26 protein-coding genes and 1 tRNA gene are annotated in these 24,773 nt (G+C 59.8%); 21 read left to right on the top strand and 6 right to left on the bottom strand.

From position 1 onward, the window contains the following. Positions 1 to 50: 50 nt before the first annotated feature. Both ACJ8J1_RS02095 and ACJ8J1_RS02100 read right to left on the bottom strand, forming a co-directional pair. Positions 51 to 302: a CsbD family protein gene (locus ACJ8J1_RS02095; RefSeq protein WP_033643925.1), complete on the bottom strand. Its 252-nt coding sequence runs from the start codon at positions 300 to 302 to the stop codon at positions 51 to 53. A 134-nt stretch (positions 303 to 436) separates the two neighbouring features. After that, positions 437 to 1,933: a PAS domain S-box protein gene (locus tag ACJ8J1_RS02100; protein ID WP_103682052.1), complete on the bottom strand. Its 1,497-nt coding sequence runs from the start codon at positions 1,931 to 1,933 to the stop codon at positions 437 to 439. A gap of 227 nt (positions 1,934 to 2,160) precedes the next feature. Here ACJ8J1_RS02100 and ACJ8J1_RS02105 point away from each other — a divergent pair, with 227 nt between their 5' ends. The 4 genes from ACJ8J1_RS02105 (at position 2,161) to ACJ8J1_RS02120 (ending at position 5,116) form a co-directional block, all read left to right on the top strand. Further along, positions 2,161 to 3,132, top strand: coding sequence for a YrzE family protein (locus ACJ8J1_RS02105; protein ID WP_046687574.1), 972 nt, complete (start codon positions 2,161 to 2,163; stop codon positions 3,130 to 3,132). A gap of 1 nt (position 3,133) precedes the next feature. Beyond that, positions 3,134 to 3,355 (top strand): hypothetical protein, encoded by a 222-nt coding sequence (locus tag ACJ8J1_RS02110; RefSeq protein WP_033643922.1) that lies wholly within the window; start codon positions 3,134 to 3,136, stop codon positions 3,353 to 3,355. A gap of 698 nt (positions 3,356 to 4,053) precedes the next feature. Beyond that, on the top strand, positions 4,054 to 4,854 hold the full coding sequence (locus ACJ8J1_RS02115) for a helix-turn-helix domain-containing protein (RefSeq protein WP_089195029.1): 801 nt from the start codon (positions 4,054 to 4,056) through the stop codon (positions 4,852 to 4,854). A gap of 19 nt (positions 4,855 to 4,873) precedes the next feature. Beyond that, complete coding sequence (locus ACJ8J1_RS02120) at positions 4,874 to 5,116, top strand: hypothetical protein (RefSeq protein ID WP_089197287.1); 243 nt, start codon at positions 4,874 to 4,876, stop codon at positions 5,114 to 5,116. Positions 5,117 to 5,187: 71 nt separating this feature from the next. On the opposite strand, the gene ACJ8J1_RS02125 is transcribed toward ACJ8J1_RS02120, so the two are convergent. Both ACJ8J1_RS02125 and ACJ8J1_RS02130 read right to left on the bottom strand, forming a co-directional pair. Beyond that, positions 5,188 to 5,262 (bottom strand) — tRNA-Arg (locus ACJ8J1_RS02125). A 129-nt stretch (positions 5,263 to 5,391) separates the two neighbouring features. Then, on the bottom strand, positions 5,392 to 6,318 hold the full coding sequence (locus tag ACJ8J1_RS02130) for a formate/nitrite transporter family protein (protein ID WP_046687571.1): 927 nt from the start codon (positions 6,316 to 6,318) through the stop codon (positions 5,392 to 5,394). Positions 6,319 to 6,547: 229 nt separating this feature from the next. Between ACJ8J1_RS02130 and ccmA the strand changes: the two genes are divergently transcribed. The 10 genes from ccmA to mlaA all read left to right on the top strand — a co-directional run bounded on the left by ccmA (position 6,548) and on the right by mlaA (position 14,401). Next, positions 6,548 to 7,180, top strand: coding sequence for a cytochrome c biogenesis heme-transporting ATPase CcmA (gene ccmA, locus ACJ8J1_RS02135; RefSeq protein WP_015378626.1), 633 nt, complete (start codon positions 6,548 to 6,550; stop codon positions 7,178 to 7,180). After that, on the top strand, positions 7,180 to 7,839 hold the full coding sequence (gene ccmB / locus ACJ8J1_RS02140; protein ID WP_103682053.1) for a heme exporter protein CcmB: 660 nt from the start codon (positions 7,180 to 7,182) through the stop codon (positions 7,837 to 7,839). Before ccmA ends, ccmB begins: the two co-directional genes overlap by 1 nt. 120 nt (positions 7,840 to 7,959) lie before the next feature. After that, a complete protein-coding gene (locus tag ACJ8J1_RS02145) occupies positions 7,960 to 8,697 on the top strand; it encodes a heme ABC transporter permease (protein ID WP_004936270.1) in 738 nt (245 codons plus the stop codon). Beyond that, a complete protein-coding gene (gene ccmD, locus ACJ8J1_RS02150; RefSeq protein ID WP_033651976.1) occupies positions 8,694 to 8,930 on the top strand; it encodes a heme exporter protein CcmD in 237 nt (78 codons plus the stop codon). Before ACJ8J1_RS02145 ends, ccmD begins: the two co-directional genes overlap by 4 nt. After that, positions 8,927 to 9,421, top strand: a complete 495-nt coding sequence (ccmE, locus tag ACJ8J1_RS02155) for a cytochrome c maturation protein CcmE (protein WP_004936264.1) — start codon at positions 8,927 to 8,929, stop codon at positions 9,419 to 9,421. The genes ccmD and ccmE overlap by 4 nt, the downstream gene beginning before the upstream one ends. Then, positions 9,418 to 11,388, top strand: coding sequence for a heme lyase CcmF/NrfE family subunit (locus tag ACJ8J1_RS02160; RefSeq protein ID WP_033632468.1), 1,971 nt, complete (start codon positions 9,418 to 9,420; stop codon positions 11,386 to 11,388). The genes ccmE and ACJ8J1_RS02160 overlap by 4 nt, the downstream gene beginning before the upstream one ends. Beyond that, positions 11,385 to 11,936 (top strand): DsbE family thiol:disulfide interchange protein, encoded by a 552-nt coding sequence (locus ACJ8J1_RS02165; RefSeq protein WP_033643916.1) that lies wholly within the window; start codon positions 11,385 to 11,387, stop codon positions 11,934 to 11,936. Before ACJ8J1_RS02160 ends, ACJ8J1_RS02165 begins: the two co-directional genes overlap by 4 nt. Beyond that, complete coding sequence (locus ACJ8J1_RS02170) at positions 11,933 to 12,400, top strand: cytochrome c-type biogenesis protein (RefSeq protein ID WP_089195024.1); 468 nt, start codon at positions 11,933 to 11,935, stop codon at positions 12,398 to 12,400. The genes ACJ8J1_RS02165 and ACJ8J1_RS02170 overlap by 4 nt, the downstream gene beginning before the upstream one ends. Continuing rightward, a complete protein-coding gene (gene ccmI / locus ACJ8J1_RS02175) occupies positions 12,400 to 13,614 on the top strand; it encodes a c-type cytochrome biogenesis protein CcmI (protein ID WP_033651975.1) in 1,215 nt (404 codons plus the stop codon). Before ACJ8J1_RS02170 ends, ccmI begins: the two co-directional genes overlap by 1 nt. 28 nt (positions 13,615 to 13,642) lie before the next feature. Next, positions 13,643 to 14,401: a phospholipid-binding lipoprotein MlaA gene (gene mlaA, locus ACJ8J1_RS02180; RefSeq protein WP_033643913.1), complete on the top strand. Its 759-nt coding sequence runs from the start codon at positions 13,643 to 13,645 to the stop codon at positions 14,399 to 14,401. A 117-nt stretch (positions 14,402 to 14,518) separates the two neighbouring features. On the opposite strand, the gene fadL is transcribed toward mlaA, so the two are convergent. Beyond that, positions 14,519 to 15,841 carry a long-chain fatty acid transporter FadL gene (fadL, locus tag ACJ8J1_RS02185; RefSeq protein ID WP_033643912.1) on the bottom strand — a complete coding sequence of 441 codons (1,323 nt, stop codon included), beginning with the start codon at positions 15,839 to 15,841 and terminating at the stop codon, positions 14,519 to 14,521. Positions 15,842 to 16,246: 405 nt separating this feature from the next. Between fadL and ACJ8J1_RS02190 the strand changes: the two genes are divergently transcribed. The 4 genes from ACJ8J1_RS02190 to sixA all read left to right on the top strand — a co-directional run bounded on the left by ACJ8J1_RS02190 (position 16,247) and on the right by sixA (position 21,086). Beyond that, on the top strand, positions 16,247 to 16,543 hold the full coding sequence (locus ACJ8J1_RS02190) for a YfcZ/YiiS family protein (RefSeq protein WP_072145088.1): 297 nt from the start codon (positions 16,247 to 16,249) through the stop codon (positions 16,541 to 16,543). Between the two features lie 195 nt (positions 16,544 to 16,738). Further along, positions 16,739 to 18,049 carry an acetyl-CoA C-acyltransferase FadI gene (fadI, locus tag ACJ8J1_RS02195; protein ID WP_033643911.1) on the top strand — a complete coding sequence of 437 codons (1,311 nt, stop codon included), beginning with the start codon at positions 16,739 to 16,741 and terminating at the stop codon, positions 18,047 to 18,049. Then, complete coding sequence (gene fadJ, locus ACJ8J1_RS02200) at positions 18,049 to 20,214, top strand: fatty acid oxidation complex subunit alpha FadJ (protein ID WP_033643910.1); 2,166 nt, start codon at positions 18,049 to 18,051, stop codon at positions 20,212 to 20,214. Before fadI ends, fadJ begins: the two co-directional genes overlap by 1 nt. Before the next feature lie 389 nt (positions 20,215 to 20,603). Next, entirely contained in the window at positions 20,604 to 21,086 is a 483-nt protein-coding gene (gene sixA / locus ACJ8J1_RS02205) for a phosphohistidine phosphatase SixA (RefSeq protein ID WP_004936230.1), read from the top strand. Positions 21,087 to 21,155: 69 nt separating this feature from the next. On the opposite strand, the gene smrB is transcribed toward sixA, so the two are convergent. After that, on the bottom strand, positions 21,156 to 21,686 hold the full coding sequence (smrB, locus tag ACJ8J1_RS02210; protein ID WP_025303720.1) for an endonuclease SmrB: 531 nt from the start codon (positions 21,684 to 21,686) through the stop codon (positions 21,156 to 21,158). A gap of 170 nt (positions 21,687 to 21,856) precedes the next feature. Here smrB and prmB point away from each other — a divergent pair, with 170 nt between their 5' ends. The 3 genes from prmB to mepA all read left to right on the top strand — a co-directional run bounded on the left by prmB (position 21,857) and on the right by mepA (position 24,773). Continuing rightward, on the top strand, positions 21,857 to 22,789 hold the full coding sequence (gene prmB / locus ACJ8J1_RS02215) for a 50S ribosomal protein L3 N(5)-glutamine methyltransferase (protein WP_025160157.1): 933 nt from the start codon (positions 21,857 to 21,859) through the stop codon (positions 22,787 to 22,789). A 65-nt stretch (positions 22,790 to 22,854) separates the two neighbouring features. Next, positions 22,855 to 23,940, top strand: a complete 1,086-nt coding sequence (gene aroC / locus ACJ8J1_RS02220) for a chorismate synthase (RefSeq protein ID WP_033643909.1) — start codon at positions 22,855 to 22,857, stop codon at positions 23,938 to 23,940. Positions 23,941 to 23,945: 5 nt separating this feature from the next. Then, complete coding sequence (gene mepA / locus ACJ8J1_RS02225; protein WP_025303719.1) at positions 23,946 to 24,773, top strand: penicillin-insensitive murein endopeptidase; 828 nt, start codon at positions 23,946 to 23,948, stop codon at positions 24,771 to 24,773.

Consider the following 24,773-nt stretch of genomic DNA (forward strand, 5'->3'; position numbering starts at 1 on the left):
GCCCACCGGACACGGCATTCAGGGAAAAGCGGTTTGCTCGTCGGCGCCCATCAACGGCGACGCAGCAGCAGGCCGGCCAACAGACCTGCGCCGGCAACGAGTGCTAACGCGGCGAGGGGATTTTTCTTCATCATGCTGCCGGCGCAGCTCAGGGCGTCGCCGTATTTTTCTTGCAGCGCGCCCACTGCCTGGCGCGTGACGCCTTCGGCCTGCCAACGTTCGTTGCCGCTGACGTCGCCCGCGATTTCCTGCGCTTTGCCCGCCACTTTTTCCATCATGCCATTGGCTTTTTCGCTGTTCATTATGATGCGCTCCTTAGGTTCGATCCGTTTGGCGTTCGCACAGGGCGAAAGCCTGCATTTGCACCGCCATGTTATGCACTTCACTCGGTGCTCATAAGGGGCGTTTGCATCGGTATGGCTAGTGCATTTGCAGGCTACTTGCCATTCATCGAGGCTGGTCCGCCGGTAAACAGCCCGCGTTCTCTGGCCCATACGATGGCTTCGCTGCGGCTGTGCACGCCGAGTTTGGAATAGACCGTCGCGACATGATTGCGAATGGTGTTGAGCGCCAGATTGAGGCGCGCCGCGATTTTCTTGTCCGGCAGTCCCTCGCAGATCAAACCCAGCACATCGCGCTCGCGCGGGGTGAGATCGTTGGCGGCAAACCCGGTCTGGTTGGACCGATTGATGCTTTTCACATTAGCCAGTTTTTCGATCAGGGTTTGGCTAAACCACGAGGCGTCCTGCATCACTTCCTCGATGGCGTTCACCAGCTCCAGCTCCGAGCGCTTGCGTTCGGTAATGTCCATGAGCACCAACAGATAGCAGGGCGCATTATGGATGCTGACGGCATCCGCCGAGGCCACGCAGTCGATTAACTCGCTCCCTTTCTTGCGCACCCGGATGTCCATCCCTTCGACATTGCCGGTTTTTTCCAGGGCGGCAAACAAACGGCTGCCCGCCTCGGGATCGTCAAAAACCGGGATCTCGTCGACCGATTTGCCGATCAAGGCTTCGGCGTCGTATTCGATGGCGCGGGTGAAGGCTTCGTTAACATCCAGCACGCGCCGCCCGTCTGCGGTGCACACCAGCGTTGGCACCGGGCTCAGGCGGAAAGATTTGGCGAACCGCTCTTCACTTTCTCGCAGCGCCGATTCAGCCTGGCGCCGGGGTTCGAGATCGGTAAACGTGAACAGCATGCAGTCGTCTTCATTGATGTCCAACGGTTGACCGGCAACCACCACCAGCTTGCTGCCTCCGTCGGGCAGTTTCAGCTCAGCCTCCATCTGCGGAATGGTGGCGCCTTCCCCCAGGCGCTGCACGGCCAGCTCTTTATGCTCGGCCTGTTGCAGGACGTCCAGTTCATAAACCGAACGCCCCAAGACCTGTTCACGTTGGTAACCGGTCATATCAAGGAACCCTTGATTGACCTTGACGTAGCGCAGATCGCTGAGCCGACAGATGACCGCCGGCGCCGGATTGGCGTTAAAGGTTTTTTCAAAGCGCTGTTCGGCGCTGGCCCACTCCGTCGCGTCGCTCATGATCAGCGCCAGCAGCTCCGGCTGCCCCTGCGGATCGGTGACGATCAGGCTCCGCAGGCGGTGCACCCAGAAACTGTCCGGATCGTCGACCTGGCGAACTTCCACCACCACATCGGTGAAGGTCTCGCCATCGGCAACCCGGTTCAAAGGGTACTGCTCCAAAGCCAGCGGATGGTTGTTGCGATAGCGCAGGGCAAAACGCGCCGCGTACTCGCCGGCATTGGCCCCCAGGGCTTGCTGGTGGCTCACGCCATGCATGGCTAACGCGGCCTCGTTGGCCCATAGCAGGGTTTGATCGGTATCCGTCAGGATCACGCCGTCGGACAAGCCGGAGATGATTTGCTGCAGGTGGCCGCGGTTGGTTTCGCTGGCCAAGACGGATTGGCTCATGTGTTCTCCGCTAGACAGAAGGGGAGCGGCCTCTCTAGGGGCCGCGGGTTACGCTACTCGCTGAGCAGCTTAGTGCATAACGTGCGTATTCGCAGGGTGTGAATGCACCAGGCGTTCTGGTGCAAATGAACCGGGACGGCCGATGATGTCGCGCGGCAGACTGAATTTGTCTGCGCGGTTTTCTGCCGTGCGTGCAATCACTTGTCCAGAAAATATAAGGAACAACGATGACCACTGTCTATGAATCAAATCGCTTTGCGTTTCAGGTGTCATGGGGCTCGATATTGGCCGGGAGTGCCGTGGCGCTGGTGACTTATCTGATATTCAGCGTGCTGGGGACGGCGATCGGCGCCCAGGCCGTGGATATGATGCAAAAGGGCAACCCGCTGAGCGGATTTGGCACCAGCACCGGGATCTGGCTGCTGGTTTCAACGCTGGCGTCGTTGGCCGCAGGCGCGTTCGTCGCCGGCCGCACCGCGCCGAATCGCGGCGGCTTGCATGGCCTGTTGAGCTGGGCGATCACCACCTTGCTGACCACCTGGTTGATGGTGTCGCTGGCAAGCGGCGTGGTGGGGCTGGCTGGCAACGCGGTTGGCAAAGGGCTCTCGCTGGCGGGCAGCGGCCTGGCTGCGGCGGCGCCAAGCGTGGGCGACAGCCTGAAGCAACAGTTGGATAAAAATGGCATCAGCCTGGACTGGGGAAACCTGGAAAGCCAGTTGAACGCAACGCTTAAGCAGACCGGTAAGCCGGAGCTGGATCCGGCTCGGTTGGAGCAGAAAGCCAATCGGGCGGCCGCCGACGGCAAACAGTCGGCCGTGGATGCTGCGGCCGATCCGGCGCAGGCCGCCACCGAGCTTAAGCAGTGGTTCGAGCGCGTTAAGCAGTCCGGTGAGCCGACGTTGAGCGCCGCCGATAAGGACGCGCTGGTGAATATTGTTGCGGCACGCACCGGCAAGAGCCGTGATGAAGCGAGCCAAATCGTCGATAACTACGCCCAGGCTTATCAGCAGGCGGTGCAGAAGGTGGAAAAACTCAAGGCCGAGGCCGAGCAGAAAGCGCGTGAAGCGGCTGATGAAGCGGCCAAGCAACTCTCTCGCGCCGCGTGGGGCTCACTGCTGATACTGCTGCTGGGCGCTGCGTTGAGCGCCGGCGTGGGGCGAATTGCCGAGTCAACCCGCCGTACCGTCACGGTGAGTTGATATGGGCAAAAACCTGTCGTGCATCTCGCTGAATTATCGAAAAGTGGCGGGAGCGTCTGCGCCCGTACTGGTCATCGATTTTTGCAACGAGAACAACGAGCGCTACACCTTGCGCTATAACTTGCCGCCGGATACCCCGGAACGGACCGAGCGACGGGTGTCCTTGCTGCTGTATCTGTTGCGTAAGCACAGAGCGGCAGAGATCGACAACCTGACGGACTAATCCGCTCATTGGATGAAAAGCCCAGCTTTGCGTGCTGGGCTTTTTTTTGAGGAGCGGGCGGTTACGGTAACAAACTATGGCGCGTATCGGCTTGGCGCTTGACGGCGGAGAGGCTGGCGCGGTGCGGGAGCATCAATGCCCCGGGACGGGAAGGCAATATATGACCTCTAACATGATTTGTTGATGCATCCGCTTTTTCTGTGCAGGGAAAGATAAAAAAGAAACTCACTGTTGCGACACGTGATTATTAAGCCTGATGTTCAGGCTTTGCGTTTATTCCTCTCAGCTTCCTTAGTCACGGCTCAGGCTTTACCCATTAGCTGCAATAAGTGTTATCAACAATCAAGGCTATAAAATGCGATTTAATTTCTGATGATGAAATTCCTATTCGGCCATGCAATTGATGCGATAAAAAACACTTTAAGATAAAAAATTTAACAGAAAGTGTGATTCTCAGTGGCGGCGCAAGTGCTCCTTCAATAGATGCACTTTGTGCCGTTAAATTTTGTTTTTCGATTTTCTTGTGGGTGGATTTATATAACATGATCATTTTCAGTTATTTATATAATGACCTCTTGGAGGGTGTGAGAATAAAAAGAAGAGGGCGTGATTTTTTAGGATTAATCTTAATGACTTAATTTCTTCGCTTAACGATTTTAATGAAAAGGATACGGCTTTTATAAATGCAAGGAGCGCACATGGATTACAGAAGAGATATTCTTTTACAAGTGTTGGAGTATATGGAAAAGAATATTGTGGAGGGGCTTTCGGTTGAGAAGGTTTCAATTATCTCGGGTTACTCTAAATGGCATTTACAGCGGTTGTTTAAGCATTATTTTGGCATTACGCTCGGGACGTATATCAGGAATAGAAAGCTGAGCCGATCGGCTGTCTTGCTCAAACAGCATCAAGGGAACATATTGGATGTCGCCTTGGCATCGGGGTTTGCCTCTCAGCAATGCTACACCCGGGCATTCAAACGTTTCTTTGGCGAAACGCCCAACAGCTTTAGAAACAGCCGGGGATGGGATTTTTCCACGCAGATCCCCCCGTACGGCAACGATAATAAACCCTATTTCTATCATACGGTCATGCCGGATGACATCGAGATGCTGAAGCATTACAAAACATTGATTTTCCATTCTATAAGGAAATACAGAGATGCCAATGATATTGCGCAGACTAATGAGAAACGGCTAAGCAAAAATTGGGGGGCATATAATGTAGAGAAAAGCAGGGGGAATAAATGCCATGCCAACGGCAAGGAGCAGGCGGTTTTTCACTCCATCTTCAACTTCTATATCCCAATGGGCAAATATATTGTTATTCCCTTTATGGGCGAGTTGCCTGAGTACGTTAATTTTTTTGAGGGGATATATGACACTTACTTGCCGGCCATCAACGTCAAAATGAGGGAAAGCTTCTTCATCGAGCTATATAGAGATGAAAGTTCAAACAGTAAGGTTATCAATGTCGATATACTTATTCCTGTGACGTAGTGATGGAAAAGGAGACGTCATGAATAGAGAAAATCGCCCCGATTCGATGAATAAACGGCACCACGCACTCCTGCTACTGTATTTAAGGCTGTCTGCCTTTGGCCGAATCATCGTCGCCGGTTTAGGAAAACGGGCCATTCAATTCATGCTGGCATTTATTCTGTTCATGTTTTCAGGAAATGCGATGGCCAATAATCGGGAACATCAGCCAATCGTGTTGGCAGGAATGACCTGGATGGCGTGCCTGCACCCGCAGGGATGAAATTAGGGCTGAATAAGGGATTGGAGCAGGGTCCGCGGGCGGTCGATGCGCATTGGCTCGATAAGGAAAAATGGTGTCCCCGACTGGAATCGAACCAGTAACTAGCCCTTAGGAGGGGCTTGTTATATCCGTTTAACTACGGGGACGCTGCGGACCGGCAACCGAAGCTGCCGGGGCATTATACCTTTTTTTACCCGCAGAATAAGCGCTTAGCGGCGCGTTTGCTCAATACCTCGCCAGTTCGCGCCGAAATTTCCTTGGCTAACCGACGGCGATCACGGTTTTTCCCCGCCGTGGCGCCGTTTTTCCTCTTGCAGGCGCGCCGCCTTATTTTTGGCGCTCAAATCGTTGCGGATTTGCGCGTGGCTTATCAGCGCAAAGATAAAAGTGCCGCCGATGATGTTGCCCGCCAGCGTCGGCAGGGCGAACGGATAAACGAATGCTTGCCATTCCATCGCGCCGTTGAACACCAGATACAGGATCTCCACCGAGCCGACCACGATATGCGTCAAATCGCAAATCGCCACCAGGTAGGTCATCAACACGATCACCCAGATTTTCGCCGCGCCGGCGGCCGGGAACATCCATACCATGGTGGCGATGATCCAGCCGGCCAGGATGCCGTTGGCGAACATTTCTCCCGGCGTATGGCGCATCACCTCTTCGCCCAGACTGATGAAGGCGCGGCGCGTTTCGGCGTCGAACAGCGGCATATGGGTAAACGCCAGTGCCGCCAGCGCGGTGCCGATCAGATTGCCGAGCAGCACCACGCCCCACAGGCGCAGTAGGATAAGCAGGTTGCGCGGCGTGGGCTTATGCATGATCGGCAACACCGCCGTGACGGTGTTTTCGGTAAACAGCTGCTGGCGCGCCATAATGACAATGATAAAACCGAAGGTGTAGCCGAGGTTCTCAATGAAAAAGCGGCTGGGATCGTCCGGCAAGCGGGCGTGGAAAATGCCTTTCGCCGCCAGCGAGGCGCCCATCGACAGCCCGGCGGCGATCGCCGACCACAGCAGCGCCAGCCCGTCGCGCTCTAGCTCTTTTTCGCCTTCCATCCGGATCTGCTCATGCACCGCTGCCGCGCGCGAAGGCAAATTTTCTTCCCTGACTTCGATTTCGCGTTTGCCCTGTTCCTGCTCTTCGCTCTCTACCTGCATTGTCTCATCCGGCTCGTGCTCCTGGCGTGGCTGTTCGTTCATGCTGTCGCTCCTGCTCAATAAGGGTGAGTTCACGTCATTAAGCGTAGTTGCCCGGTCTAAATGCGGCGAAATACAGAAAAAGGTAACAAGAGTTAACATCCGTCGATTTTTTCCACGCATTCTTGATCCTGCTCGCCATATTGGCCCCTCGGCGCGCCCGCCGCAGGCTGCGTGCGGGGAAAGGCTTATGCTATGATTCGCTATCCCAAAGAAAAATATGAGTTCCCTGATGCTGGAAGCCAAAAGTCTGAGTTGCGTGCGCGATGAGCGCATCCTGTTTAGCGAGCTAAGCTTTTCAGTTCAGCCGGGCGATATCATTCAGGTAGAGGGGCCGAACGGCGCGGGCAAGACCAGTTTGCTGCGCATTCTTGCCGGCCTGGCGCGGCCGGACGGCGGTGAGGTGTGCTGGCGCGGGCGCAACACGCTGCGCGATCGCGCGGCGTATCAGCAAGATTTGCTGTTTATCGGCCATCAACCGGGCATCAAAGCCGTATTGACACCCTTTGAAAATCTGCAGTTTTATCAGGCGGTGCGCGGCGCGGCCGAGCATCAGGCCATCTGGCGCGCGCTGGAGCAGGTGGGGTTGGTGGGGTACGAAGATCTGCCGGTGGCGCAGCTTTCGGCCGGGCAACAGCGGCGGGTGGCGCTGGCGCGATTGTGGCTCAGCGCGGCGCCGCTGTGGATCCTCGATGAACCCTTGACGGCAATCGATAAACAGGGCGTGGCCGAGTTGATTAGCCTTTTTGAACAACATGCGCAGCGGGGCGGCATGGTATTGTTGACCACGCATCAGGATTTGGCTGGCGTCAGCCAAACGGTGGGCAAAATTCGTTTGGCGGAACACGACGCGGGGAGTTTGTGATGTTTTTGACTCTGGTGCGTCGCGAATTGAAGATCGCCTGCCGTAAAGGGTCGGAGATCGTCAACCCACTGTGGTTTTTCCTGATTGTGATCACGCTGTTCCCGCTGGGGATTGGCCCTGAACCGCAGCTGCTGGCGCGCATTGCGCCGGGCATCGTGTGGGTGGCGGCGTTGCTGGCCTCGCTGCTGTCGCTGGAGCGGCTGTTTCGCGACGACTTTCTCGACGGTTCGCTGGAGCAGCTGTTGCTGCTGCCGACGCCGCTGCCGATGACGGTGCTGGGCAAAGTGTGTGCTCACTGGGTTGTGACGGGATTGCCGCTGCTGATCCTATCGCCGCTGGTGGCGCTGCTGCTGTCGCTTGATATGCCAACCTGGCTGGCGGTGGCGGGTACGCTGCTGCTCGGCACGCCGACGCTGAGTCTGATCGGCGCTATCGGCGTGGGGCTGACCGTCGGCCTGCGCAAAGGGGGCGTGCTGCTCAGCCTGCTGGTGCTGCCGCTGTATATCCCGGTGCTGATCTTCGCCACTGGCGCGATCGACGCCGCCTCGATGGGCATGCCGATCGACGGTTATCTGGCGATACTCGGCGCGATGCTGGCGGGCAGCGTGACATTGGCGCCGTTTGCCACCGCGGCGGCGCTGCGAGTGAGCGTGCACTAGCTAACGTATTGAATGAACAGACGGGGCAAGGCCGACAAGAGCGTACCCCGCAGAAGATTTTCGCCGTTTCGAACGCTCGGAGCGGCCGACGCATAAAAATTACCGTGAGCACTGACGACAATGTGGAAATGGTTACATCAACTGGCGCGGCCCGAACGGCTGTATCACGTCTGCGGCCGCTTTATCCCCTGGCTGGGACTGGCGGCGGCGGCCTGCCTGCTGCTCGGCTGGGCATGGGGCTTTGGCTTCGCGCCGAAGGATTATCAGCAGGGCGACAGCTTCCGCATCATTTATATTCATGTGCCGGCGGCCATGTGGTCGATGGGCATCTACGCCTCGATGGCGGTGGCGGCGTTTATCGGCCTGGTGTGGCAGATGAAAATGTCCGATACCGTGGTGGCGGCGATGGCGCCGATCGGCGCGGTGTTCACCTTTATCGCGCTGGTGACCGGTTCCGCCTGGGGTAAGCCGATGTGGGGCACCTGGTGGGTATGGGACGCGCGGCTGACCTCCGAGCTGGTGCTGCTGTTCCTCTATATGGGTGTCATCGCGCTGTATAACGCTTTTGAAGACCGTCGCCTGGCGGGCCGGGCCGCCGGCATTCTGGTGCTGGTGGGCGTGGTGAACATTCCGATCATCCATTTCTCCGTCGAATGGTGGAATACGCTGCATCAGGGCTCGACCAACATGCAGCAATCCATCGCGCCAAGCATGCGCACCCCGCTGCGCTGGGCGATCCTCGGCTACCTGCTGTTGTTCGTCACGCTGACGCTGATGCGCCTGCGCAATCTGATCCTGTTCCAGGAGCGCCAGCGCCCGTGGGTTGCCGGGCTGGTGAATAAGGAGCGTCAGTCATGAATGCCGCGTTCGATTCCTGGCCGGCGTTTTTCGCCATGGGCGGTTATGCCTTCTATGTCTGGCTGGCGGTTGCCGTCACGCTGATTTCGCTGTTGGGGCTGGTGGCGCACACCGTCTGGCAGCGGCGGCTATTGCTCGCCGAGATCGGCCGCCGTCAGGCGCGCGAGCGGCGCATTCGCCATGCGCAACAATCAAAACAAAAATCCGCCGCACCGCGGGAGAAATCATTGTGAATCCACGTCGTAAAAGCCGCCTTTATCTGGCGATCGTTGTGCTGATCGGCATCGCGCTGACCGCAACCCTGATGCTGTACGCGCTGCGCTCCAACATCGATCTGTTCTACACCCCGGGTGAAATCCTGCAGGGCAAGGGCGAAAACCATGAGAAGCCCGAGGTCGGCCAGCGGCTGCGCATCGGAGGCATGGTGATGCCGGGCTCGGTGAAACGCGATCCCAATACGCTGCAGGTCAGCTTCAAGATTTACGATGCGCGCGGCGCGATCGGCGTGACCTACACCGGCATTCTGCCGGACCTGTTCCGCGAAGGGCAGGGCGTGGTGGCGCAGGGCGTGCTGGGCGAGGGCAACGTGGTCAACGCGCGCGAAGTGCTGGCGAAGCACGACGAGAAATACACCCCGCCGGAAGTGGCCGACGCGATGAAAGAGAATCACAAAGGGCCGGCGGAAGCGTATAACGCGCCGCAGGCGGAGGGCGCCAAGTCATGATGCCGGAACTGGGCAGTTTTCTGCTGTGCCTGGCGCTGGCGATCGCGCTGCTGCTGAGCATTTACCCGCAGTGGGGCGCGGCGCGGCAGGACAGCCGCATGATGGCGGTGGCCCGCCCGCTGACCTACGGCATGTTCGCCGCGATTGCGCTGGCGTTCCTGTGCCTGGTGCATGCCTTCGTGGTCAATGACTTTACCGTCGCCTACGTGGCCACCAACTCCAATACCCAACTGCCGGTGTATTACCGCATCGCCGCCACCTGGGGGGCGCACGAAGGTTCGCTGCTGCTGTGGGTGCTGCTGCTGAGCTGCTGGTCGCTGGCGGTGGCGTTGTGCAGCCGGGCGATGCCACAGGACGCGGTGGCGCGGGTGTTGTCGGTGATGGGCATGATCACCGCCGGCTTCCTGCTGTTCATCATCATGACCTCCAACCCGTTCACCCGCACGCTGCCTAACTTCCCGATCGACGGCAGCGATCTCAACCCGCTGCTGCAGGATATCGGCCTGATCTTCCACCCGCCGCTGCTGTACATGGGCTATGTCGGCTTCTCGGTCGCCTTCGCGTTCGCCATCGCCTCGCTGATGGCCGGCCGGCTCGACACCGCCTGGGCGCGCTGGTCGCGCCCGTGGACCACCGCCGCCTGGGTGTTCCTCACGCTGGGCATCGTGCTCGGATCGGCCTGGGCCTACTATGAGCTGGGCTGGGGCGGCTGGTGGTTCTGGGATCCGGTGGAGAACGCTTCCTTTATGCCGTGGCTGGCCGGCACCGCGCTGATGCATTCGCTGGCGGTGACCGAGAAACGCGGCACGTTCAAAGCCTGGACGGTGTTGCTGGCGATCACCGCTTTCTCGCTGTGCCTGCTGGGCACCTTCCTGGTGCGCTCCGGCGTGCTGGTCTCGGTGCACTCCTTCGCTTCCGACCCGGCGCGCGGCATGTTTATTCTCGCCTATCTGGTGATCGTCATCGGCGGTTCGCTGCTGCTGTACGCGGTCAAGGGCGGCCAGGTGCGCAGCCGGGTGCAGCACGAGACCTTCTCGCGCGAGACCTTCCTGCTGGGCAACAACGTGCTGCTGATCGCCGCCATGCTGGTGGTGCTGTTGGGCACGCTGCTGCCGCTGGTGCACAAACAGTTGGGGCTGGGCAGCATTTCGATCGGCGAGCCGTTCTTCAACACCATGTTCACCTGGCTGATGGCGCCGCTGGCGCTGCTGTTGGGCATCGGGCCGCTGGTGCGCTGGCGCCGCGATGAGCCGGGCAAGCTTTGGCGCCGCCTCGGCGTGGCGCTGCTGGTGACGCTGGTGCTGTCGATTCTGCTGCCGTGGCTGTTGCAGGACAGCATCGCCGGCATGACGGTGGTGGGCCTGATTATGGCGCTGTGGGTGATCATCCTGACGCTGATGGAGCTGCATGAGCGCGCCACCCATCGTCACGGTTTCTGGCGCGGCCTGCGGCAGCTGTCCCGCAGCCACTGGGGCATGGTGCTCGGCCACCTCGGCGTGGCGGTGACGGTGATCGGCATCGCCTTCAGCCAGAACTACAGCGTGGAGCGCGACGTGCGGATGAAGGCCGGCGACAGCGTGGATATCCACAACTATCACTTCGTGTTCCGCGACGTGCACGACATTCGCGGCCCGAACTACAGCGGCGGCGTCGGCATCATCGACGTCACGCGCAACGGCAAGCCGGAGGCGACGCTGCACGCGGAGAAACGCTACTACAGCGTGGCGCGCAGCATGATGACCGAGGCGGCGATCGACGGCGGGTTCAGCCGCGATCTGTACGCGGCGCTGGGCGAGGAGCTGGAAGACGGATCCTGGGCGGTGCGTCTGTATTACAAACCCTTCGTGCGCTGGATCTGGTTCGGCGGCGTCTTTATGGCGATCGGCGGCCTGCTGTGCATTCTCGATCCGCGTTATCGCATGAGCAAAAAGCTCAAGCGCGAAGGCAAGCTGGAGGCGCAATCATGAAGCGTAAGCTGCTGTTTATCCCGTTGGTGCTCTTCCTGCTGCTGGTGGCGGCCCTGATGGTGCAACTGACGCGCAACGCCGGCGGCGAAGATCCGACCATGCTGGAGTCGGCGCTGATCGGCAAACCGGTGCCGACCTTCAGGCTGGAATCGTTGGATCAGCCGGGCAAAACCTACGATCAGGCGGTGCTGCGTGACGGCAAGCCGATATTGCTCAACGTCTGGGCCACCTGGTGCCCGACCTGCCGCGCGGAACACCAGTATCTCAATACGCTGGCGGCGCGCGGCGTGCGGGTGGTCGGCTTGAACTATAAAGACGATCGCGCCAAGGCGGTGACCTGGCTTAATTCCCTCGGCAATCCCTATGCGCTCAGCCTGTACGACGGCGACGGCATGCTGGGATTGGATCTCGGGGTGTACGGCGCGCCTGAGACCTTCCTTATCGACGGACAGGGGATCATTCGCTATCGCCATGCCGGCGACATGAACGAGCGGGTCTGGCAGCAGGAAGTGCTGCCGCTGTATAGAAAGTACGGGGGTGAGGCATGAGGCTGATTGCCCTGCTGTTCGCCGCATTGCTGAGCTGGAGCGCCGCTGCGGCGATCGATACCTATCGCTTCAACTCCGTCGAGCAGGAGCAACAGTATCGCGAGTTGACCGAACAGCTGCGCTGCCCGAAATGCCAGAACAACAGCATTGCCGATTCCAACGCCATTATCGCCGCAGACATGCGCACCAAGGTGTACGAGCTGATGATGCAGGGGCAAAGCAAGCAGCAGATCATCGACTACATGGTGGCGCGTTATGGCAATTTCGTCACCTACGAACCGCCGGTAACGCCGGCGACGCTGATCTTGTGGATCGGCCCGCTGCTGTTCGTGCTGATAGGCGGGGCGGTGGTGATCCTGCGCACCCGTCGCCGGCCCGACGCGGTGGTGGATGATGAATTCTCCGAACGGGAACGGCAGCGCCTGGCGGCGTTGTTGCAAGAGACTGACAGGAAGAAACCCTAATGGCTTTTTGGCTGATTATTTGCGTGTTGCTGGCCGGCGCCGCCGCGTTGCTGGTGGTGCCGGCGATGCGCCACGGCAAGCAGAGCGCCGCTACGCGCGATGCGCTGAACAAGGCGTTCTATCAGGATCGCCTCAGCGAACTGGAGCAGGACGAGCAGCAGGGCGTGGTGGCCGAGCGCCCGGAGCTGGTTAAAGAGCTGCAACAGAACCTGTTGAACGACATCCCCGTCGAACAGGCAGAGCAGGCGAAACCGATCAACCGTTGGGCGTTAGTGCCGGGCGTGCTGTTATTGCTGGCGGTGACCGTTGGCTTTTATCTGAAAACCGGCGGGTTGGCGCAGGTGCTGGATTGGCGTCTGGTGCAGGCGCAAATGCCGGAATTGCGTGAGCGCGTCGCCAATGAGCGCGCCAAACCGCTGAGCATGGAAGAGATCGCTCGCCTCGGGCTGGGGCTGCGCACCGAGCTGCAGCAGGACGATCGCAATATCAATGACTGGATGATGCTGGGGCGCGTCGGCATGGCGTTGAACAACGCCACCACCGCCACGCAGGCATTTGCTCATGCCTATCAATTGGATCCGAATAGTCTGGAAGTGCGGCTCGGCTATGCCGAGGTCTTGACGCGATCCAACGATCCGGAGGATAACAAGCAGGCGACGCAGCTGTTGCGGCGCATGATCGCGGAAAATCACAGCGATCCGCGGGTGCTCAGCCTGTTGGCGTTCAACGCTTTCGAACAGGGCGATTTCAAACAGGCGATCGGCGCCTGGCAAGTGATGCTGCAGCTGCTGCCGGCTAACGATCCGCGCGCGGAAGTGATAAAGCGCAGTATTGCACAAGCAAAAGCCCAGGCCGGCGGAGAAACTGTTAAACTGAATGTGACTGTTTCGCTGTCACCGCAGGCGGCGAAAGCCATGCCGCCGCAGGGGACGCTGGTTATCTCGGTGACCGACGGCGTCAGCCCGGTGCCGGTCGCGGTAAAACAATTGCCGCTGAGCCGTTTTCCGCTGTCTTTCTCTCTGGACGACAGCAACGCCATGATGCCCGAGCGTCTACTCTCGGCACAGCATCAGGTGCAGGTGCGTGTGCGCCTCTCACAGGACGGATTGGCCACGCCGCAGCCGGGGGACTGGTTCGGCGAAAGCTCGCTGCAGACATTCAGCGGCAAAGAGCAGGTTAGCGTTCAGATAAACAAGCAGGTCCCTGAAAAATAAGACCGAACGTGTTTTTATGGAGAAAAATATGAACTTTCGCCTGACTGGGGTGGCATTCGCAGCGGCATTACTGGTGGGCTGTGCCAGCGCGCCAGACAATGAGCCGCAAGGGCGTTCCGATCCTCTGGAAGGATTTAACCGGACGATGTTCGACTTCAACTACAACGTCCTGGATCCTTATATCCTGCGTCCGGTCGCGGTGGCCTGGCGTGACTACGTGCCGATGCCGGCGCGTAACGGCATCAGCAACTTCACCTCCAACCTGGAAGAGCCGGCCAGCATGGTCAACGCCTTCCTGAAGGGGGATCCTTACCGCGGGATGATCCACTTCAACCGTTTCTTCCTGAACACCCTGCTCGGGATGGGCGGCCTGATCGACGTGGCCGGCATGGCCAACCCGAAACTGGCGCGCGAAGAGCCGAACCGTTTCGGCAGCACGTTGGGGCATTACGATGTGGGCTACGGTCCGTACGTGATGCTGCCGGGCTACGGCAGCTTTACCCTGCGTGAAGACGGCGGCGACTTTGCGGATACGCTGTATCCGATGCTGAGCTACCTGACTTTCTGGATGTCGGCGGGCAAATGGGTGGTCGAGGGTATCGAAACTCGCGCTCAACTGCTGGATTCCGACGGCCTGCTGCGCAACTCCTCCGATCCTTATGTCATGGTGCGCGAAGCTTACTTCCAGCGCCACGACTTCATCGCCAACGGCGGTTCGCTCAAGCCGGAAGAGAACCCGAACGCCAAGGCGATTCAGGGCGATCTGGACGAGATCGACTCGCAGTAACCGCCGGCCTTATGCCAATGAAAACCCGCCGTCTGGCGGGTTTTTTTACGCCCGCGGCGAGCGACAGGCAAAGAAAAAGCGCCCCGCGGGGCGCTTTGGCATCCATCTCAAGCGAGATTAGAAGCGGTAGTTGAAGTTGGCGCCGTACAGCCAGGCCTTGCCTTCGGAGGTGAAGGTGTAAGGACCTTCGTTGATGGTGACTTTCTGGCCGTGCATGTAGGACACGCCGACGTCAACCGAGGCGTCTTTGTTGAACGCATAGGTAGTACCGGCACTCAGCCAGAAACGGTCCTGATCGGGAATGGAGATCGAACGGTTTTGGGCAGGCACCGGGCTGTCATCGAAGGCGATACCGGTACGGAAGGTCCAGTTATCGTCGTAGAAGTAGGTGGTGCCGAGCGCGATGCGGTAAGCGTCTTTGAAGCCTTCATGCTTCTGGAACAGCGTCTGGCCGTTGTTGCCGGTGGCTTTCAGCTCCTGGAACTGGCTCCAGCTGGTGTAGGCCAGGCTGTAGTGAACGGCCCACTGCGGCGCCACTTTGTTGTAACCGGACAGCTCCCACATTTCAGGCAGGTGCAGGCTCAGAGAACCCGGGATGGTGGTGCCGTTGGTGCCCCATGGCAGGCCTTGAGAGGCCAGCAGCGGGTTGAAGGCTGAAGGCAGGCTGCTCTTGTAATCGCCGTCGAAGTCGATTTTGACTTCAGAGCGATAGGTGAAGCCGTAACGGTTGTTTTCATCCACTTCGTAGAGAATACCGGCGTTCCAGCCGAAGCCCCATTCGTCGCCTTTCAGGTGAGAAATTTGGGTATCTGCCGGGATCTGCGAAACCGGGCCGGCCAACTGTGGCGGCAATTTGCCTGAACCGGCGATCAATTTTGGCAGATCGCCGGCGTAACGCTCGAGTTTAGCCTTGGCGTAGACGGCGTCAAAACCCAGACCGAAGCTGAAGTTTTTGTTCAGGCGATAAGCGCCGCTCAGGTTCAGGTTCAGGGTTTCCAGATCGGTTTTGCCGCCCATGGAGCCCGCCGCATAACCGTTGTTGTATTCGGTCGCCAAACCGAAGTTGCTGGTGACCGAGCCGCCTACGGCGAATTGATCGTTAATCGGGTGAACATAATGCAGGTTCGGCACCCAAGCGGTCGGCGCGATGTTTTTCGCATCCAGACTGGCGCGGGAAGGTGAGGTACCGGAAATATCGACGTCCGGATCGATGAAGACTGCGCCGAAAGAGAGTTCCGGGCGGGTATACATCATCAGCAACGCCGGGTTGCGGCTTGCGGAGGCCGCCGTATCCGCCATGGCGCCTTCGCCAGAATACGAACGTCCTAAACCAGCTGATGAGAACTCATTCAGCTGGAATCCTGCGGCAGACACGTTTGAAGAAATAATTGCCACTGCAGCTGCGAGAGCTGATTTAGTCAATAGGTTTTTCTGGCTCATGACCAAAACCTCATTATGTGTTTATTATTTAAACTATTGTTACACGAAGTAACAAGGAGCGCGGGATTGTAGGGTCCGTTATCGTTCAGACAAATCAGACCAGTGGCTGAAGTATAGGTCTGACCTGTGAAAATGTTGCAAGTTTGTTTTTGAAATATTTCCACTCTGATATCAAAAAAGAGATCTGCTTAACAAAAAGACAGTGGTAAATAACAAAATTCTTACCATTTCTTAGCAGGCGCTCATTTTTATTTGTGATTTCCATCACTTAAAACACCCAGTAAAAGTAAGTGCTAGTGATTGCCGGCTTGGGAGCGTAAAATACCCACAGAATTTCGTGGCTTTGCGCCGGTGAATAAAACGGCAATTTGGGCTGATAACAGAGGCCCTTGAGGAGAACCAATCATGTCAGATGCAATTAATAAATGCAGCGCCCAGGAAACCGCCGCGTGTTGCTGCGTGGATGTCGGCACCGTGATGGATAACACCGATTGCACCGCATCCTACAGCCAGGTGTTCAGCAATCAACAAGATGCGGAGGCGATGCTGGCGGCCCTGAGCGAAAAGGCGCGCGCGGTCGAATCCGATCCCTGTGACATCAGCAGTAGCATTAAACCGGTTGACGGCGGCGTACAATTGGAAGCCGATTTTACCTTCGCCTGCCAGGCGGAAACCCTGATCTTCCAGCTCGGCCTGCGTTAATCCCCGCTTTACCCCGGCGCCGCCTGCTGCGCGCCGGGGATTTCCTTCCCTGCCTCGTTCCCGATAGAAAGTGCGCCTGCTCGCAGTTTTGATCTCTGCCGGTTTGCCAAATGTAACCGTTTGGTTAACAATGACCTCATCAGGTCAGACCTCTTTCTGCCCATTGCGCTGACGTTATTTTCTTCAGGAGCATTTATGAGTAAGGCACTGCCGTTGGTGACCCGTCATGGTGACCGCATTGCGATTGTGAATGGACTGCGTACCCCCTTTGCCAAACAGGCGACCGCCTATCACGGCATTCCGGCGGTGGATTTAGGGAAAACGGCGGTGAGCGAGCTGTTGGCGCGCAGTGGTATCGAGCCGCAACTGATCGAACAGCTGGTGTTCGGCCAGGTGGTGCAAATGCCCGAGGCGCCGAACATCGCGCGTGAGATCGTGCTTGGCACCGGCATGAGCGTTCATACCGACGCCTACAGCGTGTCGCGCGCCTGCGCCACCAGTTTCCAGGCGATCGCCAACGTGGCGGAGAGCATCATGGCCGGCAGCATCAGCGTCGGCATCGCCGGCGGGGCCGACTCTTCTTCCGTCTTGCCGATCGGCGTCAGCAAGGCGCTGGCGCGCACGTTGGTGGACATCAACAAGGCGCGCACGCTGTCGCAGCGCCTCAAATTGTTCAGCCGGCTGAAATTCCGCGATCTGATGCCGGTGCCGCCGGCGGTGGCGGAGTATTCCACCGGCCTGCGCATGGGCGATACCGCCGAACAGATGGCGAAAAGCCACGGCATCACCCGTGAAGCGCAGGATGCGCTGGCGCACCGTTCGCATGAGCTGGCGGCCAGGGCCTGGCAGGAGGGGTGGCTGCGCGATGAGGTGATGACCGCCTACGTGCCGCCGTACCGCGCACAGCTTTCTGAAGACAACAACATCCGCAAAGACTCCAGCCTGGCTTCCTACGCCAAGCTGAAACCGGCGTTCGATCGCAAGCACGGCAGCGTCACCGCGGCCAACAGCACACCGTTGACCGACGGCGCGGCGGCGGTATTGATGATGAGCGAATCGCGCGCCAAAGAGCTGGGGCTGCAGCCGCTGGGCTATTTGCGCAGCTTTGCCTTCGCCGCCATCGACGTGTGGGAAGACATGCTGCTGGGGCCCTCCTACGCCACGCCGCTGGCGCTGGATCGCGCCGGCATCGGTCTGGCCGATCTGACGCTCATCGACATGCATGAAGCCTTCGCCGCGCAAACGCTGGCCAACCTGAAGATGTTCGCCAGCGAAGCGTTCGCCCGCGAGAAGCTTGGCCGCAGCCAGGCGATCGGCGAGGTGGACATGGCAAAATTCAACGTCCTGGGCGGTTCCATCGCCTATGGCCACCCGTTCGCCGCCACCGGCGCGCGCATGATCACCCAGACGCTGCGCGAGCTGAAACGCCGCGGTGGCGGGCTGGGTCTGACCACCGCCTGCGCCGCCGGCGGGTTAGGGGCCGCGATGATCGTGGAGGTGGAATGATGAGTGCCGAAAATGCATTGCACGAACAGCGTGCCAAACCGTCGGCCTTTCAGCTGACGATCCGCCCCGACAACATCGGCGTGATCACCATCGACGTACCGGGCGACAAGGTCAATACGCTCAAGGCCGAGTTCGTCGAACAGGTGAGCGATGTGCTGATCCGGGCGCAGCAGCATACCGCGCTGGAAGGGCTGGTGATCGTTTCCGGCAAGCCGGACTCGTTTATCGCCGGCGCCGATATCACCATGATCGCCGCCTGCACCAGCGCCAAAGAGGCGGAAACGCTGGCCAAGAAAGGGCAGAGCACGCTGGCGCAGATCGCCGCCTTCCCGGTGCCGGTGGTGGCGGCCATCCACGGCGCCTGCCTGGGCGGCGGGCTGGAATTGGCGCTGGCCTGCCACGGCCGCGTCTGTTCGTTGGATGACAAAACCGCGCTCGGTCTGCCGGAAGTGCAGCTGGGCCTGCTGCCGGGCTCCGGCGGTACGCAGCGCCTGCCGCGCCTGGTAGGCGCCGCCAAGGCGCTGGACATGATCCTGACCGGCAAGCACATTCGCGCCCGCCAGGCGCTGCGCATGGGGCTGGTGGACGACGCCGTGCCGCAATCGATTTTGCTGCAGACCGCCATCGAGCGGGTGAAACAGGGCTGGAAGCATCAGCGCGAGCTGCCGTGGCAGGATCGTCTGCTCAACGGCCCGCTGGGCAGAAATCTGCTGTTCAGCATCGTGCGCAAGAAAACGTTGGCGAAAACGCACGGCAACTACCCGGCGGCGGAGCGCATCATTCAGGTGGTGCGCACCGGGCTGGATCACGGCAGCGCCAGCGGCTATGAAGCCGAAGCGCGCGCCTTTGGCGAACTGGCGATGACGCCGCAATCGGCGGCGTTGCGCAGCCTGTTCTTCGCTTCCACCGCGCTGAAAAAAGAGCGGGGCGGCGATGCTCAGCCGCGCGCCTTGCATCGCGTCGGCATTCTCGGCGGCGGCCTGATGGGTGGCGGCATCGCCTGCGTCACCGCCACGCGCGGCGGTTTGCCGGTTCGCATCAAAGACATCAATGAAACCGGCATCAATCATGCGCTGAAATACAGTTGGGACGTGCTCGGCAAGCGGGTGCGCAGCAAGCGCATGCGCCCGGCGGAACGGCAAAAACAGATGATGCTGATCTCCGGCTCTACCGATTACACCGGCTTCGAGCAGGTGGATATCGTGGTCGAGGCGGTGTTTGAGGATCTGGCGCTGAAGCAGAAGATGGTGGCCGAGGTCGAAGCGAACTGCGCGCCGCATACCGTGTTCGCCTCCAATACTTCCTCGCTGCCTATCGGTCAAATCGCCGAACAGGCCCAGCGGCCGCAGCAGGTGATCGGTCTGCACTACTTCAGCCCGGTGGACAAAATGCCGCTGGTGGAAGTGATCCCGCACGCCGGCACCAGCGAACAAACCATCGCCACCACCGTGGCGCTGGCGCACAAGCAGGGCAAGACCGCCATCGTGGTGGGCGACAGCGCCGGTTTTTATGTCAACCGCATCCTGGCGCCGTACATCAACGAAGCGGCGCGCTGCCTGCTGGAAGGCGAGCCCATTGAATCGCTGGACAAAGCGCTGGTGGACTTCGGCTTCCCGGTCGGCCCCATCACCCTGTTGGACGAAGTGGGCATCGACGTCGGCACCAAGATCATTCCGGTGCTGGTTGAGGCGCTGGGGCCGCGCTTCGCCGCGCCTGCCGCGTTCGATGCGGTGCTGAAGGACGGGCGCAAAGGGCGCAAGAACGGCCGTGGCTTCTATCTTTACCCGAGCGAGGGGCAGCAGCGTCAGCGGCGTAAGCGCGCGGACACCTCATTGTATACGTTGCTCGGCGTCACGCCGAAGGCGCATATGCTGCCGGCGACCATTGCCCAGCGCTGCGTGATGATGATGCTGAACGAAGCGGCGCGCTGTCTGGATGAAGGCGTGATCCGCAGCGCGCGCGACGGTGACATCGGTGCGGTATTCGGCATCGGTTTCCCGCCGTTCCTTGGCGGCCCGTTCCGCTATATGGATGAACTCGGCGCCGAGAAAGTGGTGAAGACGCTGGACTACCTGCGTCAGCAGCACGGCGAGCACTTCGCACCGTGCGAGCGCCTGCAGCGCATGGCGCAGCAGGGCGAACGTTTTTACCCGCTGGGGAGTTGAACGCAGGGCGGCCCGATTTGCACTATAGTTGCAACAGGGCCGCGTTGTGATCGCCATCACTCCTTGCGACAGCGTCAGCCCGTGAGGCTGTACAGCAAGGCTGCGGCAGCGGTAAGTTAGCTTGAGCGCCATCAATAATTTTCATGGCGAAAAGGTTAAAATTTAACCCGTTGAATTGATTGTTCTATGAGCAATCGAGGTTTGCTCGGGGAGGATTGCTGTAAAAAACAGCATTTTCTTTACGCAAACTTTCAGGCAAAATGCCCGGCCGCCATAAAGAGACGGCGCGTTATCGTTTTAAAGCTTTGGCTTTGGGGTTGTAAAACTCGGCGGTACAGCACGCACGGCGTTTCTGTATAGCGTTACTTTGTCAACAACAGCGGTGCAATATGCAAGTTTTGATTATGCGTCACGGAGAGGCGGCGCTCGAGGCAGCCAGCGATGCGGTAAGGCCCCTTACCCTGTGCGGCCGCGACGAGTCCCGTCAGATGGCGGCCTGGTTGAACACCAAGTCTGTGGATATTGAACGCGTGCTGGTCAGCCCCTATCTGCGGGCCGAACAGACGCTGGCGACGGTGCGTGAAGCCTTGACGCTGCCGGAGGGCGAAGAAGTGCTGCCCGAACTGACGCCGGGCGGGAACGCCGAACAAGTCGGCAGCTATCTTCAGGCGCTGGCGATGCAAGGGGTGAGCTCGGTGCTGATCGTGTCGCACCTGCCGCTGGTGGGGTATCTGGTGGCGGAACTGTGTCCGGGCGAGTGCCCGCCGATGTTCGCGACCTCGGCGATCGCCAACGTCGATCTGCCGGCGGACGGCAGCTACGGCAAATTTGAATGGCAGGTCAGCCCGTCGCAGGTGATGGCCAAAGTGTGAGCCGCGGATGCGGTGCGGAATAAACTCAGGGCGATGTCTGACATCGCCCTGAGTCGTTTCTTCGGGAGGCTATTCTGCCAGCTCCACCAACAGCAGGACGGCGGCGTTGCCGCCCCATTCCTTCGGCGCCTGATGGAACGCCAGCACGTCGGGATGCTGCGCCAGCCACAGCGGCGTTTGCTGTTTGAGAATGTGTTTGCCGTGCCCGTGCATCACGCAGGCACAGTGTACATGCTCGCGTTTGCAGGCGGCGATCAGCGCCCCCAATTCCTGCTTGGCCTGCAGCTGAGTCAGGCCGTGCAAATCAAGAAACAGCTCCGGCGAATAATCGCCGCGTCGCAGCTTCTTCAGCTCATACGGGCTGCTGCCGGGGCGCACGTAGCGCGTCGGGCCTTCCTCTTCCAGCTGCGGCTGATATTCATCTGAAAAATAATAGCTGGCATCGACCTGCTCCTGCAGCAGCCGCTGCGGCGCGACCTGTTTGACCTTGAGCTTCGGTGGGCGGTGGACGATGGTGTCCTGGCGCAGCTTTTTTGCGCCCGCCACCGACTCTCTGAAGAGCTGTTGTTCGTCTTTGCTCAGAGGGGGCTTGTTCTTCATGCTTCATTCACCGGAAATCGTTTATTTCGCTAGTTTACCTTGTGAATGAGCGCTGTCGACGCAAAACTCGGGCCAGAGTGAAAAGCGCGAGGGGCGCGCGTGATTTGTCGCGGGCTTCATGGCAAACTATGCGGCTAAATCATGAAACACAGCGCCTGCCGGAGGGCAAATTGGACAAAATTTTCGTCGACGAAGCAGTGAACGAACTGCACACCATTCAAGATATGCTGCGCTGGACGGTAAGCCGTTTCAACGCCGCCAATATCTATTATGGTCACGGAACCGACAATCCGTGGGACGAAGCGGTGCAATTGGTGCTGCCAAGCCTGTTTCTGCCGTTGGACATTCCGGAGGACATGCATACCGCTCGTCTGACTTCCAGCGAGCGCCATCGCATCGTTGAGCGCGTGATCCGCCGCGTCAACGAGCGTATCCCGGTCGCCTACCTGACCAACAAGGCCTGGTTCTGCGGCATGGAATTCTACGTCGACGAACGCGTGCTGGTGCCGCGCTCGCCGATCGGCGAGTTGATCAACGATCGTTTCAGCGCGCTGATCCCGCACCCGCCGCGCCATATTCTCGACATGTGCACCGGCAGCGGCTGCATCGCCATCGCCTGTGGCTACGCTTTCCCGGAAGCGGAAGTGGACGCGGTGGACATCTCCAGCGAAGTGCTGGCGGTGACCGAGCGCAATATTCAGGCGCACGGCGTCGAGCACCAGGTGATCCCGATCCGTTCCGATCTGTTCCGCGACGTTCCCGCGATCCAGTACGATCTGATCGTCACCAACCCGCCGTACGTCGATGCGGAAGACATGTCGGATCTGCCGCAGGAGTTCCGCTTTGAGCCGGAACTGGGGTTGGCGGCGGGCAGCGACGGCCTGAAGCTGGTGCGCCGCATCCTGGCGTGCGCGCCGGACTACCTGACCGACGACGGCGTGCTGATTTGTGAAGTGGGCAACAGCATGGTACATCTGATGGAACAATATCCGGACATCCCGTTCACCTGGCTGGAATTCGAAAACGGCGGCGACGGCGTGTTCATGCTGACCAAACAGCAGCTGGTGGATTGCAAGGATCACTTCAGCCTCTATCGCAGCTAAGCCGCATTTCCAAGGCCCGCATGGCGGGCCTCATAACGATAAAAGACTAACGGTAAGGAGCCGTGATGGCAGGAAACAGTATTGGGCAGATTTTCCGCGTCACCACCTTCGGTGAATCTCACGGGGTGGCGCTGGGTTGTATCGTCGACGGCGTGCCGCCCGGCATCCCGCTCACCGAAGCCGATTTGCAACACGATCTGGACCGCCGTCGTCCGGGCACCTCGCGTTACACCACCCAGCGTCGCGAACCGGATCAGGTGCGCATTCTCTCCGGCGTATTCGAAGGCGTGACCACCGGCACCAGCATCGGTCTGATCATTGAAAACACCGATCAGCGCTCGCAAGACTACAGCGCCATCAAAGACGTGTTCCGTCCCGGGCATGCCGACTACACCTACGAACAGAAATACGGTCTGCGCGACTATCGCGGCGGCGGCCGCTCTTCGGCGCGTGAAACCGCCATGCGCGTCGCGGCGGGCGCTATCGCCAAGAAATACCTGCAGCAGAAGTTCGGCGTGCAGGTGCGCGGCTATCTGGCGCAGATCGGCGACGTGACCTGCGAGCTGAAAGACTGGGATCAGGTCGAACAGAACCCGTTCTTCTGCCCGGATCCGGACAAGCTGGAAGCGCTGGACGAACTGATGCGCGCGCTGAAAAAAGAGGGTGACTCCATCGGCGCCAAGGTCAGCGTGATTGCGGAAAACGTGCCGGTTGGCCTGGGCGAGCCGGTGTTTGACCGCCTCGATGCCGATCTGGCGCACGCGCTGATGAGCATCAACGCGGTGAAAGGCGTGGAGATCGGCGACGGATTCGCCGTGGTGACCAAACGCGGCAGCGAAAACCGCGATGAAATCACCCCGGAAGGCTTCCAAAGCAACCATGCCGGCGGCATTCTCGGCGGCATCAGCAGCGGCCAACCGGTGATCGCGCATCTGGCGCTGAAGCCGACCTCCAGCATCATGGTGCCGGGCCGCACCATCAATCGCCACGGGGAAGCGGTGGAAATGGTGACCCGCGGTCGCCACGATCCGTGCGTGGGCATCCGCGCCGTACCGATCGCCGAAGCGATGATGGCGATCGTGTTGATGGATCACCTGCTGCGCCAGCGTGCGCAAAACGGTGATGTGGTTTCCGACGTGCCTCGCTGGTAATCGCTATGAAAAACTGGATGTTGGGCCTGGTGGCCCTGACGGCCTCCGCTTCCGCCATGGCGCTGACGCCGTGGCAGAAAATCGACCATCCGGTGGCCGGCGCGCCGCAGGCGGTGGGCGGTTTCGCCAACGGCTGCATCATCGGCGCGCAGCCGTTGCCGCTGAATTCACCGGACTATCAGGTGATGCGTACCGACCAGCGCCGCTATTTCGGCCATCCGGATCTGCTGGCGTTCATACAGCGCCTCAGCAGCAAAGCGAACCAGAAAGCGCTGGGCACGGTGCTGATCGGCGACATGGCGATGCCGGCCGGCGGGCGCTTCAGCAGCGGCCACGCCAGCCACCAGTCTGGGCTCGACGTCGACATCTGGCTGCAGCTGCCGCGCCAACGCTGGAGCGCGCAGCAATTGCTCAAGCCGCAGCCGATCGACCTGGTGTCGGGCGACGGCAAACAGGTGGTGGCGAGCCAATGGCAACCGCAGATTGAGTCGCTGATCAAACTGGCGGCGCAGGATGCGGACGTGACGCGCATCTTCGTCAACCCGGCGATCAAGCAGCGTCTGTGCCTGGACGCCGGCGCCGATCGCGCCTGGCTGCACAAGGTGCGGCCGTGGTTCGGCCACCGTGCGCACATGCACGTGCGTCTGCGTTGTCCGGCCGGCAGCCTGGAGTGCCAGGAGCAGGATACGCCGCCGCCGGGCGATGGCTGCGGCGCCGAACTGGCGAGCTGGTTCGTACCGCATCAGCCGAACGCGAAGCCGGGCAAACCCGTGCCGCCGCCGTTACCGCCTACCTGTCAGGCATTGCTGGATCACCATTTCTCAGCGGAATAA

It is taken from the genome of Serratia sp. CY37869, assembly GCF_052168895.1.
Lineage (GTDB): Bacteria > Pseudomonadota > Gammaproteobacteria > Enterobacterales > Enterobacteriaceae > Serratia > Serratia ureilytica.

What these genes read in the sequence shown, in the direction of transcription:
- ACJ8J1_RS02095 (WP_033643925.1), bottom strand. Translation starts at nt 302, where the DNA reads ATGAACAGCGAAAAAGCCAATGGCATGATGGAAAAAGTGGCGGGCAAA.
- ACJ8J1_RS02100 (WP_103682052.1), bottom strand. Translation starts at nt 1,933, where the DNA reads ATGAGCCAATCCGTCTTGGCCAGCGAAACCAACCGCGGCCACCTGCAG.
- ACJ8J1_RS02105 (WP_046687574.1), top strand. Translation starts at nt 2,161, where the DNA reads ATGACCACTGTCTATGAATCAAATCGCTTTGCGTTTCAGGTGTCATGG.
- ACJ8J1_RS02110 (WP_033643922.1), top strand. Translation starts at nt 3,134, where the DNA reads ATGGGCAAAAACCTGTCGTGCATCTCGCTGAATTATCGAAAAGTGGCG.
- ACJ8J1_RS02115 (WP_089195029.1), top strand. Translation starts at nt 4,054, where the DNA reads ATGGATTACAGAAGAGATATTCTTTTACAAGTGTTGGAGTATATGGAA.
- ACJ8J1_RS02120 (WP_089197287.1), top strand. Translation starts at nt 4,874, where the DNA reads ATGAATAGAGAAAATCGCCCCGATTCGATGAATAAACGGCACCACGCA.
- ACJ8J1_RS02130 (WP_046687571.1), bottom strand. Translation starts at nt 6,318, where the DNA reads ATGAACGAACAGCCACGCCAGGAGCACGAGCCGGATGAGACAATGCAG.
- ccmA (WP_015378626.1), top strand. Translation starts at nt 6,548, where the DNA reads ATGCTGGAAGCCAAAAGTCTGAGTTGCGTGCGCGATGAGCGCATCCTG.
- ccmB (WP_103682053.1), top strand. Translation starts at nt 7,180, where the DNA reads ATGTTTTTGACTCTGGTGCGTCGCGAATTGAAGATCGCCTGCCGTAAA.
- ACJ8J1_RS02145 (WP_004936270.1), top strand. Translation starts at nt 7,960, where the DNA reads ATGTGGAAATGGTTACATCAACTGGCGCGGCCCGAACGGCTGTATCAC.
- ccmD (WP_033651976.1), top strand. Translation starts at nt 8,694, where the DNA reads ATGAATGCCGCGTTCGATTCCTGGCCGGCGTTTTTCGCCATGGGCGGT.
- ACJ8J1_RS02160 (WP_033632468.1), top strand. Translation starts at nt 9,418, where the DNA reads ATGATGCCGGAACTGGGCAGTTTTCTGCTGTGCCTGGCGCTGGCGATC.
- ACJ8J1_RS02165 (WP_033643916.1), top strand. Translation starts at nt 11,385, where the DNA reads ATGAAGCGTAAGCTGCTGTTTATCCCGTTGGTGCTCTTCCTGCTGCTG.
- ACJ8J1_RS02170 (WP_089195024.1), top strand. Translation starts at nt 11,933, where the DNA reads ATGAGGCTGATTGCCCTGCTGTTCGCCGCATTGCTGAGCTGGAGCGCC.
- ccmI (WP_033651975.1), top strand. Translation starts at nt 12,400, where the DNA reads ATGGCTTTTTGGCTGATTATTTGCGTGTTGCTGGCCGGCGCCGCCGCG.
- mlaA (WP_033643913.1), top strand. Translation starts at nt 13,643, where the DNA reads ATGAACTTTCGCCTGACTGGGGTGGCATTCGCAGCGGCATTACTGGTG.
- fadL (WP_033643912.1), bottom strand. Translation starts at nt 15,841, where the DNA reads ATGAGCCAGAAAAACCTATTGACTAAATCAGCTCTCGCAGCTGCAGTG.
- ACJ8J1_RS02190 (WP_072145088.1), top strand. Translation starts at nt 16,247, where the DNA reads ATGTCAGATGCAATTAATAAATGCAGCGCCCAGGAAACCGCCGCGTGT.
- fadI (WP_033643911.1), top strand. Translation starts at nt 16,739, where the DNA reads ATGAGTAAGGCACTGCCGTTGGTGACCCGTCATGGTGACCGCATTGCG.
- fadJ (WP_033643910.1), top strand. Translation starts at nt 18,049, where the DNA reads ATGAGTGCCGAAAATGCATTGCACGAACAGCGTGCCAAACCGTCGGCC.
- sixA (WP_004936230.1), top strand. Translation starts at nt 20,604, where the DNA reads ATGCAAGTTTTGATTATGCGTCACGGAGAGGCGGCGCTCGAGGCAGCC.
- smrB (WP_025303720.1), bottom strand. Translation starts at nt 21,686, where the DNA reads ATGAAGAACAAGCCCCCTCTGAGCAAAGACGAACAACAGCTCTTCAGA.
- aroC (WP_033643909.1), top strand. Translation starts at nt 22,855, where the DNA reads ATGGCAGGAAACAGTATTGGGCAGATTTTCCGCGTCACCACCTTCGGT.
- mepA (WP_025303719.1), top strand. Translation starts at nt 23,946, where the DNA reads ATGAAAAACTGGATGTTGGGCCTGGTGGCCCTGACGGCCTCCGCTTCC.